The sequence below is a fragment of the Candidatus Hadarchaeales archaeon genome, assembly GCA_038736355.1.
Classification (GTDB): Archaea; Hadarchaeota; Hadarchaeia; order Hadarchaeales; family WYZ-LMO6; genus WYZ-LMO6.
In genome coordinates, this window is record JAVYML010000001.1 from 136979 (window position 1) to 148740 (window position 11762).

Annotated in this window: 18 protein-coding genes and 1 tRNA gene; 11 read left to right on the plus strand and 8 right to left on the minus strand. The window is 56.7% G+C overall.

Going from position 1 to position 11762, the window contains the following annotated elements:
• Positions 1-4: 4 nt before the first annotated feature.
• Complete coding sequence (locus QXG22_00480) at positions 5-310, minus strand: hypothetical protein (GenBank protein ID MEM0358477.1); 306 nt, start codon at positions 308-310, stop codon at positions 5-7.
• 245 nt (positions 311-555) lie between these two features.
• Here QXG22_00480 and QXG22_00485 point away from each other — a divergent pair, with 245 nt between their 5' ends.
• Entirely contained in the window at positions 556-1224 is a 669-nt protein-coding gene (locus tag QXG22_00485) for a replication/maintenance protein RepL (protein MEM0358478.1), read from the plus strand.
• Positions 1225-1231: 7 nt separating this feature from the next.
• Here QXG22_00485 and QXG22_00490 read toward each other — a convergent pair whose 3' ends face one another.
• Entirely contained in the window at positions 1232-1942 is a 711-nt protein-coding gene (locus QXG22_00490) for a hypothetical protein (GenBank protein MEM0358479.1), read from the minus strand.
• A 163-nt stretch (positions 1943-2105) separates the two neighbouring features.
• Here QXG22_00490 and QXG22_00495 point away from each other — a divergent pair, with 163 nt between their 5' ends.
• The 5 genes from QXG22_00495 to QXG22_00515 are packed head-to-tail and all read left to right on the plus strand — an operon-like array spanning position 2106 to position 4864.
• The gene (locus tag QXG22_00495; GenBank protein ID MEM0358480.1) at positions 2106-2903 is read left to right on the plus strand and encodes a hypothetical protein; all 798 of its coding nucleotides are present in this window, start codon (positions 2106-2108) and stop codon (positions 2901-2903) included.
• A gap of 45 nt (positions 2904-2948) precedes the next feature.
• Positions 2949-3359: a S24 family peptidase gene (locus QXG22_00500; protein ID MEM0358481.1), complete on the plus strand. Its 411-nt coding sequence runs from the start codon at positions 2949-2951 to the stop codon at positions 3357-3359.
• A 26-nt stretch (positions 3360-3385) separates the two neighbouring features.
• Complete coding sequence (locus QXG22_00505; protein ID MEM0358482.1) at positions 3386-4036, plus strand: hypothetical protein; 651 nt, start codon at positions 3386-3388, stop codon at positions 4034-4036.
• A gap of 3 nt (positions 4037-4039) precedes the next feature.
• Positions 4040-4459, plus strand: coding sequence for a hypothetical protein (locus QXG22_00510; GenBank protein ID MEM0358483.1), 420 nt, complete (start codon positions 4040-4042; stop codon positions 4457-4459).
• 30 nt (positions 4460-4489) lie between these two features.
• Entirely contained in the window at positions 4490-4864 is a 375-nt protein-coding gene (locus tag QXG22_00515; GenBank protein ID MEM0358484.1) for a hypothetical protein, read from the plus strand.
• Here the strand turns inward: QXG22_00515 and QXG22_00520 are convergent.
• Together QXG22_00520 and QXG22_00525 are read right to left on the minus strand one after the other, a co-directional pair.
• The gene (locus tag QXG22_00520) at positions 4854-5537 is read right to left on the minus strand and encodes a rhomboid family intramembrane serine protease (GenBank protein MEM0358485.1); all 684 of its coding nucleotides are present in this window, start codon (positions 5535-5537) and stop codon (positions 4854-4856) included. The genes QXG22_00515 and QXG22_00520 overlap by 11 nt on opposite strands.
• Positions 5538-5552: 15 nt before the next feature.
• Positions 5553-6773: an AAA family ATPase gene (locus tag QXG22_00525; protein ID MEM0358486.1), complete on the minus strand. Its 1221-nt coding sequence runs from the start codon at positions 6771-6773 to the stop codon at positions 5553-5555.
• Between the two features lie 69 nt (positions 6774-6842).
• Here QXG22_00525 and QXG22_00530 point away from each other — a divergent pair, with 69 nt between their 5' ends.
• From QXG22_00530 to QXG22_00545, 4 genes are read left to right on the plus strand one after another with little or no spacing between them, the layout of a single operon-like run.
• Positions 6843-7742: a substrate-binding domain-containing protein gene (locus QXG22_00530; protein ID MEM0358487.1), complete on the plus strand. Its 900-nt coding sequence runs from the start codon at positions 6843-6845 to the stop codon at positions 7740-7742.
• The gene (locus QXG22_00535) at positions 7739-8365 is read left to right on the plus strand and encodes an ABC transporter permease (protein MEM0358488.1); all 627 of its coding nucleotides are present in this window, start codon (positions 7739-7741) and stop codon (positions 8363-8365) included. Before QXG22_00530 ends, QXG22_00535 begins: the two co-directional genes overlap by 4 nt.
• Before the next feature lies 1 nt (position 8366).
• Entirely contained in the window at positions 8367-9035 is a 669-nt protein-coding gene (locus QXG22_00540; GenBank protein MEM0358489.1) for an ATP-binding cassette domain-containing protein, read from the plus strand.
• The gene (locus tag QXG22_00545; protein ID MEM0358490.1) at positions 9026-9577 is read left to right on the plus strand and encodes a LysR family transcriptional regulator; all 552 of its coding nucleotides are present in this window, start codon (positions 9026-9028) and stop codon (positions 9575-9577) included. Before QXG22_00540 ends, QXG22_00545 begins: the two co-directional genes overlap by 10 nt.
• A gap of 12 nt (positions 9578-9589) precedes the next feature.
• Here QXG22_00545 and QXG22_00550 read toward each other — a convergent pair whose 3' ends face one another.
• From QXG22_00550 to QXG22_00560, 3 genes are read right to left on the minus strand one after another with little or no spacing between them, the layout of a single operon-like run.
• Positions 9590-9772 carry a 30S ribosomal protein S27ae gene (locus QXG22_00550; GenBank protein MEM0358491.1) on the minus strand — a complete coding sequence of 61 codons (183 nt, stop codon included), beginning with the start codon at positions 9770-9772 and terminating at the stop codon, positions 9590-9592.
• Positions 9750-10058, minus strand: a complete 309-nt coding sequence (locus QXG22_00555; GenBank protein MEM0358492.1) for a hypothetical protein — start codon at positions 10056-10058, stop codon at positions 9750-9752. Before QXG22_00555 ends, QXG22_00550 begins: the two co-directional genes overlap by 23 nt.
• Before the next feature lie 48 nt (positions 10059-10106).
• The gene (locus QXG22_00560; protein MEM0358493.1) at positions 10107-10847 is read right to left on the minus strand and encodes a proteasome assembly chaperone family protein; all 741 of its coding nucleotides are present in this window, start codon (positions 10845-10847) and stop codon (positions 10107-10109) included.
• A gap of 50 nt (positions 10848-10897) precedes the next feature.
• Here QXG22_00560 and QXG22_00565 point away from each other — a divergent pair.
• Positions 10898-10988, plus strand: a tRNA-Pro gene (locus QXG22_00565).
• 2 nt (positions 10989-10990) lie between these two features.
• Here the strand turns inward: QXG22_00565 and QXG22_00570 are convergent.
• A complete protein-coding gene (locus QXG22_00570) occupies positions 10991-11722 on the minus strand; it encodes a flavodoxin family protein (GenBank protein ID MEM0358494.1) in 732 nt (243 codons plus the stop codon).
• Positions 11723-11762 lie beyond the last annotated feature (40 nt).

Consider the following 11762-nt stretch of genomic DNA (forward strand, 5'->3'; position numbering starts at 1 on the left):
CCTCTCACTCCTCCCGGCGGTCCCTCAGGTGGGGGAAGGCCAGCAGGAAGAGGAGCAGGGCCAGTCCCCCTTCCCATTCGCTCACGAGGGAGAACTCAGGGGGAGAAGGACCGGAGAAACGGCAGCTCTTGGCCGGTCTTCCCCTTTTTCCCCTCCTTTCCTCCCTCACCTCCACCCATCCGAGGACTAAAAGGCGCTTCACCAACCTAGAAACCTTCCAAGAGGGAAGTCCCAGCTTCGAAGAAAGTTCAGAAAGAGATACCCAGCCCTCCTCCTCCCCAATCCCGCTTCCTTCTCCCAAGGTGCGCACCTTTCGGGATTTTTCTGCACCTTTTCCTCGAGAAATCGCTAAAAGAAGGAAGAAGGGGGCAATCTTTTCGTCTTTTTACGAAAGGTTAAAGAGGACGGATCCCTTTATCTTAGACTTAAGCCTTTTCGCTTTTTTGCGAAACCTTTTTATAAAGGATCCCCCAGAGGAAGAGAAATTCTCCCAGTCCTTCCCCCCTTACGCTCTTTTGCGAAACCCTTTTTCCTTCCCTTTTCTTTTCTTGAAGATTGAGGAAGGCGGAGTGGGTTCTTAGAGAAATCCTCTACAGGGTCTACGAGGAGAACGAGTTCTTCATGAGCCAAAAGAGCCTGGCCGAGACCTGTGGGGTCTCACTGGATACCGTGAACAAGGTAGTGGGAAGGCTGGAGGCTTTCAGGAGCCTGGAAAAGAAGCCCTTCGGATTCAGGGTGGTAGAACCCAAGAAGATCCTCCTCTACTGGGCCGCGACCAGGGACCTGAGGAGGGAAATTCTTTATTCCACCTACTCCCCCCACTCCCCCGCAGAAATAGAGGAAGCCCTGCCAGAAAACTCCCTCCTCACGGCCTTTTCTGGGTGCAAGAGGAGGTTGGGATGCGCTGAGGACTATGAGGAGGTTTACGTGTACTGCCACCCCGAGCCCGTCAGAAAAAAGTTTGGGGAGAGAACCCATCTTCCCCCCAACCTCTTCGTGCTGCGGGGAGACCCGCACCTCTACAGGAGGAGCAGGGAAGGTGTTCCCTCCTTGGCCCAGATCTATGTGGACCTCTGGCAAATCGGGGGAACCCATGCCAACCGGCATTTGATGAAACTGGAGAGGAAGATGGAACTCAGACCGGTGGAGGTCCTGAAGGAGCTGGCGAGGACGGCTAAGGAAGGGAATAGGGAAAGGGAAACTCCGGAAGTATCCGAAAGATGAATTGGGACTAGGGGGAGATGGTTACACGGTAACTGAAGGTCGAGGGTTTGTGCCTTATCCTTATGTAATCACCCACTTTCAGGACCCCCGCCCTCACATACACACTCACATCAAGCGTGAGGGAAACTCCTGTGTTCAAGCGACCTGTTCCAAGAACATAGGGACCCACCGGACCGCTCGCGTTCTCGGCCCTCCATTCCCAGTCTCCCTCTTCGATAGCATTCTCCGCTGATTGAACGGTGAGAAGGACCTTATTCTCTGGGGTGAGTCTGGCGGTGAAGGACATGTGGGGGAAATAGACCCCACGAACGGTAGCAGTCATGTTCATTCCCCCTCCCGGCAGAGGAGTGGTGAAGGATTTTATTTCCCCTACAACCTCCTTTCCATCGTACCTCAGGAGGGCCTGGAACTCGTATGTCTTTCCCGGGGAGAGATTGTTTAGACGGTATCCGCAGCTTAGGCCTGTGAAGTTACGGTTCCACGGAACATAGTTCCAAGCTCCTCCCACTTCCCTCCATCTGAAACACACATCGACCATTTGATAGTCACCATGATAGATGGTAGCCGTAAGAAGGGCCGAGGTTCCCGTTACTTCAGCTGCCAATCCCGTCCAAATGGAAGGAGGAACGAGGTTCTCTTCCCCTTCCTTCTTTTCCTCCCTAGAATGGATCCAATAAACACTGCCCAAGACAACCAAACCCAAGAAGATTAATATCATCCATTTAGTGCCTTTCTCAGGAGCTTGGGATTGAGGAACCGAAGCCACTGTTAATTTTCCTTTTCCCTCTTTAAAAACTTTTGAATCCTCCTTTTTCTTACATCATAATAATAGTAGTAGCAAGAAAGGAAACTCTTATAAAGGACGATGGGAAAACTCGAAAATGATGAGGTGTCCCCGCTGTGGGTATGAGTGGAAACCCAAAGTCCCCAATCCCAAGGAATGCCCGAGGTGCAAGGTAAGGTTGGATTACAAGCCTCACACCACTCTTCCACAGGGGGCACCCCAAAAAATAAAGGAGGTGAGGGAAGGAATGGCGAGGAAATTACCCTGGGTGGCGGCTGCGGTGGTCATAGTAGTAGCAGTGGGACTGGGAAGCTGGCTCTGGCTTCAGCCTGCAGCGGTAACCCCTGGATGGAATGCCATGGTAAACGTTAGCGGACCCCTCAGCGGGCCTATAGCGGTGGGTCTCTTGAGCGGTCCTTATGGCGACTTTGGTATAGAAAACATCTTCATCATGGTTCACGCCAACCAAAGCCAATGGAAAGGCAAAGCCCCTGAGGAGTGGGGCACGACATATGGTTCAGACAGCGATAACTACTACGCGGTAATCAGTCAGAACAATCAGACTGTAAACATACCGTATGAAAGGAGATTCGATATCTTGGTGGTGTACAGAATCAGGGGAGATAACGTAGCTTATATGAGGTACGAAAACACCTACGAATACATTACCATTACGGGGACCTTCCCTGCGGAAGAAAACAGGCTAAGAAGTCAGACGGACTGGGAAACCTCTGATCTCTGGCACACTGAAAATGTTACATACGGGGCAGTAGGAAAAGATTATCCAAGTTCGTGGATGAGGATTTACAACTTCATCGACAACCACGGCAACGGCTTCATCTTGCCAGCCGGCGGTTCCATCACCATCAACCTGACCATCTATACCTGGAAGTGAGCTGACCACCGCAACCTTTTTCTTTTTTCCTTCTTTTTTCTTTCTGTGAGTTACTCCAAGCTGGTAGCCATTTCCATCCTTTTGCTCTTCTCCCTCCTTCTCCTCCTCACCATCCCTCCCTCCTACCCAAGGGATACGAAAGACTGGAGTGAAGCCTTCCTAGGTCATCGGGCCCTTCTCGATCGGAGGATCTGGCCCCTCACCCTGATGGGAAGCAGCATGTATCCCTCCCTTACCGAAAACGACCTCCTCCTCTGCGTGGAGGAGGATCCCGCAAACCTCAGGATAGGGGACATCGTCGTGTACCGGTATGAAGGGACCCTAGTGGCCCACCGGATTGTGGGGTTCTGGGAAAACGGGGTGGTCACGAAGGGGGATGCGCCGGAGGCGTGGGAGGAACACAGGGTGGGGTGGGAGGACATCCGTGGGAGGGTGATGGGGGTCCTCCCAAGGTAATAATATCTCCATCCGAAAGGGGGATGATGGCCGGGGAGCTGAAGTGGGGAATAGACAAGTATTGGCGCCTGAAAAGGAGGCTCAAACAACTCTTCCCCTTCCTCGTGGTCCTCGCTCTCGTACCCGTGCTGCTGCTCTTACCCCACTCCTCCTCCCCCCCACCTCTCGACAACTGGCCCAAAGCAGTGGTGAGGGGACCCACTTTCGCCATAGCTAGTAAAAGATCCACCCAACCCCTCGCCCTTCTCAAAGGGGGGCTTACGGGAATAGAAAACATTTACCTCATGAAGCATGGAACTTACTATCCAGGCGAGAACCTGGCCGATAATTCTCTGAGGTGGATGGGAGTAATTTCGCACAGTGGACAAACGGTGACCATAAGGGCTTACGAAGTGTTCGATATCGTGGTGGCTGTGAGGGCCAAAGCCGATGGAGAAAACCTGGCTTACGCCACAAAGGAAAACATCAGAGTCTGGCTGGGGGCGAGTGGGGCTTTTACCATACCCTTCAACTACGCCCCCGACTGGAAGGAATACGTATTTTACAGTGAAGGATATGGGACCCCTCATGGTTACCTCAGGATGAATGTGGTCTGGGACAACGACGGGGAAGGATACCTTCTCTTTCCCGGGCAGGAGCTCTGGATAGACAACCTCATCCTGGAGCTCTGGGGGTGAGGGATGAGGAGGGAAACCCTCCTGAACCTGCTGATCCTCCTTTTGCTGGGGATGGTTACCTTCCTCTCCATTTTCCACCTCTCCAGGCACTTCCAAGAGCTGGAGAACCGCACGGAGTGGTTCGGAGGGTATGCGGCCTTTCTGGACCGGGAGCTGCATCTGAGCAGGGCCGAGGACTGGGGAATGGGAAGAACGGTAAAGGAGAACGATACGGTAATCTGGGTGAAGGTGGATCCTTCCGTTCCCAAGGTGGGGGACCTCATCCTTTACCGGGAACCTGGAACGGGAAGAGTGGTGGTACACAGGGTGGTGGAGAGAGTAGGGAACTCCTTTAGAACCAAGGGAGATGCCCTTCCTTCACCCGACAACTACCTGGTGGAAGAGCTGGAAGGTCTGGTGATAGGGATCATCTATTCCCGATAAGACTTTTCCAAGGGACTTCAAAGGGAATTGATGGAACTTGGAAGGCTTCTCAAGAGGTGGGTGGAAAAACCGGAAACTCCTTTCCTCCTTTCCTCCTTTCTGATCCTCTTGCTCGGGGGTTATCTCCTGGACGCCACCCTCATCTTGATGGCCCTCCTCATGTGGCTTAGCCTGGCCGTGGCCTTCGATTTGATCTCCTCCGACCTGCCGCCCAAACTCCTTCCCCCTCTCCCAGTTTCCTTCCTTTTTGGGCTCCTCTTCGTGGTGGGGGCATTGCGCTCCTTTTCCAGAGGGATTTTCACCTGGCAAGTCTGGGTACTCCTGCTGGCAGGCATCCTCTCCCTAAGGTCTTCCCAGCAATGGTTGGGAAGGGGAAAACGCAGGAAGAAGGAGGTTAGGATCTGAATCCCCGGTAGGAAGTTCTCTCCCACAGCATGAACGTGAAAATCACCATGCCGTAGATGAAGCCCAAAACATGTGCCTGAACGTTGGCCGAGGGGGCCACGCTGAAGAAGGAGGAGGGGTGGAAAAGGAGCTCCCAGCCAAAGACCAACAGAACGGCCACGGCGGGGGAGGCTGCAAGGAGGAGGGGAAACCTGAGGGAGGGATACTTCAGGGAGAGTCTGGAAAAGAGGAGGAAGTTGTAGAAGGAGGAAACGAAGACCATACCCATCACCGCATACACTATTCCGGAGGAACCGCAGGAGGTGGAGGAGGAACCGGAGGACCAGCGGTAAAGAAAATCCACCAAATTCACCCCCAGCCCTGCTAGGAAAAGGGAAAGGGTGAAGGCCAACGCCATCTCCCTCCTCACCTCTACCCTCCTCGGAAAGTGGAGGAGAACGAAGAGGAAGGAAAAGGATATGAAGGAAAGGAGGTTGGAGAGGAGATGCTCTGTATCCGCATGGGTGAAGAGGGCGGTGAAAATGCCCCAAGGATGGGAACGGGAGAGGGAAAGGAGGGGGAGAAGGGAGGGAAAGAAGGAGGTCCAGACGAAGAAGAGAAGACTGAGGAGGACCACTGCCAGAACCGCTTTTCCCACCTCCTCGAACCCCACCAACCACTTCTTGAGTTCCACTCGCTTCCCCCCGAGTTATCGGTTATCCCTCTCCCTGGAACTTTCCTTGTTTCCTCGAATCGCGGATTTGAGCCTCTCCAGTCTTGACTCCACCTCCTTCTCGAGCTCGGCAGCGGGTGCCACCTCCAACCAAATCCTCTGGGTCCTCCCCCTCGGGTGGAGGGTGGTTTCCTCCACCTCCAGAATCCCCAGCATCCTGAGCCTCTCCAAGTGCTCCAGCATGGTGGAATGGTGCCTGGGCTTTTCCCCGTACTCCTCGCAAACCACCTCGTATGCCTTCCTGAGTTCCCCCGTCGTCAGCTCTCCGACCCTCTTCAGCCTCCTCAAAGCCGCCAAGAGGAGGAGAAGCTCGTGGAGGGAGAGTTCGGAAAGGATTTCCCTCTTCAGCTCCGGATAAAGGAAAGCCCTGGCGGCCCTCACGTGCTCGGGCAAAACCGTCTTGCTCCCCTGGCCCTCCGCCAACATCCCTGCCCTCAGGAGGAGCTCTATCCCCATCCTGGCATCGCCCGTCTTGGAAGCCATTTCCGCCGCCAGCTCGAGGGTCTCGTCGGGAAGGGCCCCCCTGCGGAAGGCCTCTTCCCTCCTGGCCTTGAGGATTTCCACCAACTGTTCCTTCGTGTAGGGTGGGAGCTCGAGGTGATGGCCTAGGAAGGTGGCCCTAGTGGGCTCATCCAGTCCTCCAAGGAACCTCAGGTCCCTGGAAATGGAGAGGAGGCTTATCCTCGAAGCGGTCTCCCCAGCCCTGCTCAGGGAATAGAGGAGGTCGGGACCATGCCTCTCCACCAAGTAGTCCACCTCATCCAGGATGAGGAGAAGGGAGAGGGAGTGGTGCTTCAAGTGCTCCACGAGCATCGAGAGGAGTTCCCCCTTTCCCACACCCCTCTCCGGCCAAGTGGGGAAGAACTTCCTCACGGTCTCCAGCAACAGGGAGTAGGGGGTCCTTCCCCTACAGTTCAGGTAGAGGTGGAAGAGCTTCCTTCCCCTCCTCCCCATCTCCCTCTCGGCTTCCATCCCGAACCTCCGGGAGAGGGCGGTTTTTCCCACCCCTATCCTTCCCGTGATCAGCACCCTGCAGGGGATACCTCCCTCCAGCAGGGGACGGAAGAGGGAAACCAACCTCCTGGACTCCTCCTCCCTTCCCACGAGCTTGGAAGGCAGATAATCGGGTGAGAGCTTTCCGGGATCGGTGAAGATCGAACCCTTCCCCAGTTCCTCCCTGAAGATCTCCTCGAACACTTTTTCTTTTTTCCTCCCAGAGGAAAAATCCATCGATATGCTTAATTAGACATATCGACAAGAGGAGGGATGCGTGGATGGCCCTTGAAGATGCTCATCCTCCTTCTCTTCCTTTCCTCCCTTTCCCTGTGGGCGGGAAGGGGAAGGCCGGGCATAAGGGTGGCCACCACCACCAGTCTCTACGAAACGGGCCTGCTCGAGTACTTGGCGGAAAGGTACTTGGAGAAGGGTGGAAAACCCGTGGCTTTCCTCCCTTCGGGAACGGGGACGGCCCTTCTCTCCGCCAAGAGGGGTGAGGCCGACCTCCTCCTCGTTCATGCCCCTCCGCTGGAAAGGAAGTTCATGGAAGAGGGATACGGGGAGAGGAGGGTGGCGATAGCCTACAACTTCTTCCTCATCTTGGGACCACCCGGGGATCCGGCCGGGTGCGAGGACCTTCCCCCCCTCGAGGCCCTGAGCAGAATAGCCCTGGCAGGAAGGGGGGGAAGGGCGAGATGGGTCTCGAGGGGTGACCTCTCCGGCACCCATGTTAGGGAGAACCTCCTCTGGAGGGAAGCGGGTTTCGATCCGGAGGAGCTGAGGAAGGAGGGCTGGTACCTGGAGGCGGGGGCGGGGATGGGGCAGACCCTCCTGCTGGCCAGCGAGAAGGGGGCCTATACCCTTTCCGATCTAGGGACCTTCCTGAAATACCGAAAAGAAGGACTCGTGCAGCTGAAGCCGATGACGGAAAGGGGGAAAGGGCTTCTCAACGTGTACTCCGCCATCGTGGTGAACCCCAGAAGGGTGAAGGGGGTGAACTTCGGGGGGGCGGTAGAGTTCTTGGACTTTCTCCTTTCGGAGGGGCAGGAGCTCATAGGGAAGTTCGGAGTGGAGGAGTACGGCTCCCCCCTCTTCTTTCCCGTAATTGGACTGGAGAACTCGGACCCAGAGCTGGCGGTTTGGCTCAGGGAGGTTTGGGGGGAAGGATGATGCTGGACATCGTCCTGCGCTCCCTCTGGGTCTCCGGAACGGCCACCGCCCTCGCCCTCCTCTGGGGTCTTCCCCTCGCCCTCCTGCTGGGTCTGAAGGAGTTCAGGGGTAGGAGGGTGGTGCTCAACCTCTTCCACACCCTGCTCGGTCTTCCCACCGTCACCCTTGGTCTCCTCCTCTACCTCCTCCTCTCCAGCAGGGGACCCCTCGGCCCCCTCCATCTCCTCTACACCCCTTCGGCCATGATGCTGGGACAGGCTCTGCTGGTCACACCCATCATGGTGAGTCTCCTCGCCGATGCCCTACAGGCAGTGGATCCCGCGGTGAGGGACTTGGCGAGGACCCTAGGTGCCTCCGAAAAACAGGCCTCCCTAGTGGTGCTGGGAGAGGCCCGAAGGGGGGCGGTACTCGCGGTGCTGGCCTCCTTCAACAGGGCCATTTCCGAACTCGGTGTGGCTATGATGCTGGGGGGGAACATCCACGGGTACACGAGGGTGATGACCACCGCCATAGCCCTCGAAACCGCCAAGGGGGAAATCCTCCTCTCCCTCCAACTGGCCATCATCCTCCTCTCCCTCGTCTTCTTCCTGAACTTCTTGGCGAACATGCTCGGGAGGGGGTAGGATGCTGGAGCTGAGGAAGGTGGTGAGGAGGTACGGGGGGAAGGAGGTCCTGAAGGGGATAAGCCTCAGGGTGAAGAAAGGGGAGAGCCTCTCCATCGTGGGGCCCAACGGTTCTGGAAAAACGACCCTCCTGAGGGTGATGGCCCTCCTGGATCCACCGGACGAGGGGGAAGTGGAATGTGGGGTGGAAAGGGGAAAGATCACGATGGTCTTCCAGCAGCCGGTTTTTTTCAACACCACCGTATACCACAACCTCGCCTATGGACTGAAGCTGAGGGGATATCCGGAGGAGGAGGTGAGGAGGGAAGTGAAGAGGGCCCTCTCTCTGGTGGGGATGGGGGGATGCGAGGGGAGGAAGGCAGTGGAACTCTCGGGTGGGGAAAAACAGAGGATAGCCCTAGCCCGCGCCCTCGTCCTGAAGCCCGAACTCCTGCTGCTGGATGAACCTACCTCCAACCTCGATCCCGAGAACTCCAGGATGATAGAGGAGGTGATAGAAGAGATGGGGAAAGAGTGCACGCTGGTTCTAGCCACCAACCATCCCTTCCAAGCCTTCAGGCTCTCGGAAAGAATGGTTTATCTGCTGGAAGGGAGGATCCTCGCCCAAGGAAAACCGGAAGAAATCTTGAAACGGAGGATGGGGAAGTTTCTCAAGGGTGAATGGTGGTGAAGGATCTCAACCCGGAGGTAGGGCTCTGGTTCAGGAAGGGCGGGAAGACCTTGGGGGGAAAGGGAAAGGTGGAACTCTTACTCGCCATCGAAAGGGAAGGCTCCCTCAGCAGGGCGGCGAAGAAGCTGGGCATGTCCTACCGCCATGCCTGGGGGATGGTGAAGGAGCTGGAAGGGGAGCTGGGCGTCGAACTCCTCAGGAGGAGGAGGGGAGGAAAGGAAGGGGGGGAAAGCGTGCTGACGGAGGAAGGAAAGAAGCTCGTGAGGTGGTACGGTGTTCTGGAGGAGGCACTGAGGGAGATGGTGAAGGAAGAGACCTTCTGGGAAGCCCTCTCCACCAGGCTCTCCGCCAGGAACAGGCTAAAGGGGATAATCGAAAGCGTGGAGATGGGGGAGGTGGGGGCCACGGTCAAGATCTCCGTGGGTCCTTCCCTCCTAACCGCCTTCATCACCAGGGAAGCGGCCGAGATGCTGGGGCTGAAAAAAGGAGACGTGGTGGAGGCGGTGATCAAGGCCACGGAAGTGATGGTGGCGAAGCCTTGAGACTATCCATAACTAACCCTTTCCCTTCTTGAACTCCGCGTAACCACACCTCCCACAGGACCATCTGTCCTCGTGCTCCGCCATGAAAACACCCGGTCCGCATCTCGGGCAGTACCTTCTCAGGACCTTGAGCTTCCCTCCCTCCACCTTGTAGTATTTGGTCTTGGCCTGCTCACCCTTCGCCACCCTTTTCACCACCTTCCTTCTTCATCCCCCTCTGAAGCAGGTGCTTGGGGGCGAACTTCTTCATGACCTCTTCGGAGCGATAGAGATGGGCCAGCCCCCTGGTACGGGAGGAGCCCTGATGGGTCCTGAGCTTCAGGATCACCAGCATCCCCCCATCCGCCCCCAGTTGCGAAGCCAACTGACCCCTCACCGCCTCGCGGGAAGGGGTGGGCTCCCCAGGATGGAGGACCTCGAACTTTACCTCCTCCCTCTCCACCAAAGGATTCTCCCTTCTCTCCAAAACCCTCAGCTCCATTGGGAATCTCTACTCTTTTTCCCTCCGATTTTTTACCATTTCGGGACTTCAGCCATAGATGGTTTCCGGTCCCATCCTCTCCCTTGCCTTCATGGTCCTGTAGGCATTGGCCATTTCCTCCAATCTCTTCTCCATCTCCTTCCCCTGCTCCCTCAGGGAAGAAACGTCCACCTTCAGACCGAAGGCCTCGCTGAGGGCTTCCAGCAACACGGCCGCCCCCTCGGCATCGGGAAGGAAGAGGATGGCGGGGGTGAGGAGGGCGATGCCCGTGATCTTGCGGTTGAGGCATTCGTTCAGGATGGCTCCCGCTATCCCCGCTATCACCCCTTGCGAAGCCATCTTCACCCCCTTCCCCTCCAGGGCCTTGCATCTCTCCTCCTCCGCCACGCAGAGCTTGGGTCTCTCGACGGGCAAACCCTCCACGGGCAAACCCTCCAGCACCACCACTTCCCCAACCCCTTTTCCCTCCGCCCACTCCAGGAGGGTGGAGGCGATCGGATAGAAACCCTCCGGAGGAATGGGTATTTCCGTGAAGGAGGCGAGGAGCCTTCCATCCTTGGTGGAATAAATCCTGAAGGGATGGTGGAGCTTTCCCTCCAAGAAAACGGCCACGGGGGGGAGGTACTTGGAGCGGAGGTGGGCAATTTCCTCCATCTTCAACTCTTTGACGAGATGGGAAACCGCGATGGAACCCACCAAGCCGGGACCTATGAACCCCAAAACCAATAGGGGATGGTTGGGTTCAACCTTTTTGGTCTCCACGATTTCCGCTTCAGGAAGTTCAGGCATCATCCTATTTCCCCCTCCCTCCTTTAAAAAACCCCTGAACCATTCTTTAAGGGGTCGTGGGGTAGCCTGGTCTATCCTGCCGGCTTCGGGACTCGGGCGGAAAAGCCGGTGACCTGGGTTCAAATCCCGGCGACCCCACCATTTCAGAGTTCTGGAATCACTCCTTCTTCCAGGGCAGCCTGGAAGGTGGCGTTCGCCGCTTCCACGTACTGGTCGAGAGGCATGAGTTCCCTCTCCACCTTCCTCTGCAGCTCCTCCGGGATCTTCCCTTCCCTCACCAGCCTCCTTCCCGCCTCCCTACATGCCTCGAAGAGGTCATCCAGCGGGAGACCGAGCTTCAGGAGGAGCCTCAACCCTCCCCCGTGTGGACGTAGCAAAGCCCCCGCGAACTCCCTCCCCGCATTCCTACACATGGCCTTCACATGTTCCAGCGCTGGATGGAAGTTGTCCTTTTCCCAGAAGCCACAGGTGGCCACCATCACCACCTTCCCCCCTTTCACCCCTTCCCTGAGGGGATGTCTGCAGTGTCCTTCCCTGAGCTCGAAGAAGGGTTTGAGGAGGGGGAGGAGGCGATCCACCATGGTCTTGAGGGGGCCCGGCATGCCGTCCACGTAGATGGGAAAGGCGAAGACCCAGACTTCGGCTTCCGCCAGCTTGGGATAGAGGAAGGTCATGTCGTCCTCGTGCACGCATCTCCCAGGTGTTTTCGTCCAACAGGTGAACCTTCCATTGCAAGGTTTGATCTTCAGCCTGTTCACGTAGAAGAGCTCCACTTCCGCCCCTTCTTCCCTCATTCCCTCCAAGAAAGGTTTGAGGAGGAGATCGGTGTTCCCCTGCTCTCCCCTGGGGCTCCCGTTGAAGGCCAGCGCTTTCATCCTCCTCCCTCACCCACGGAGATTAAAGGGTCATCGGTCG

Coding starts and splice junctions, on each gene's coding strand:
- QXG22_00515 (MEM0358484.1), top strand. CDS start 4,490: ATGGAACTTGGAAGGCTTCTCAAGAGGTGGGTGGAAAAACCGGAAACT.
- QXG22_00570 (MEM0358494.1), bottom strand. CDS start 11,722: ATGAAAGCGCTGGCCTTCAACGGGAGCCCCAGGGGAGAGCAGGGGAAC.
- QXG22_00560 (MEM0358493.1), bottom strand. CDS start 10,847: ATGCCTGAACTTCCTGAAGCGGAAATCGTGGAGACCAAAAAGGTTGAA.
- QXG22_00555 (MEM0358492.1), bottom strand. CDS start 10,058: ATGGAGCTGAGGGTTTTGGAGAGAAGGGAGAATCCTTTGGTGGAGAGG.
- QXG22_00530 (MEM0358487.1), top strand. CDS start 6,843: ATGCGTGGATGGCCCTTGAAGATGCTCATCCTCCTTCTCTTCCTTTCC.
- QXG22_00495 (MEM0358480.1), top strand. CDS start 2,106: ATGATGAGGTGTCCCCGCTGTGGGTATGAGTGGAAACCCAAAGTCCCC.
- QXG22_00545 (MEM0358490.1), top strand. CDS start 9,026: ATGGTGGTGAAGGATCTCAACCCGGAGGTAGGGCTCTGGTTCAGGAAG.
- QXG22_00510 (MEM0358483.1), top strand. CDS start 4,040: ATGAGGAGGGAAACCCTCCTGAACCTGCTGATCCTCCTTTTGCTGGGG.
- QXG22_00540 (MEM0358489.1), top strand. CDS start 8,367: ATGCTGGAGCTGAGGAAGGTGGTGAGGAGGTACGGGGGGAAGGAGGTC.
- QXG22_00535 (MEM0358488.1), top strand. CDS start 7,739: ATGATGCTGGACATCGTCCTGCGCTCCCTCTGGGTCTCCGGAACGGCC.
- QXG22_00505 (MEM0358482.1), top strand. CDS start 3,386: ATGGCCGGGGAGCTGAAGTGGGGAATAGACAAGTATTGGCGCCTGAAA.
- QXG22_00490 (MEM0358479.1), bottom strand. CDS start 1,942: ATGATATTAATCTTCTTGGGTTTGGTTGTCTTGGGCAGTGTTTATTGG.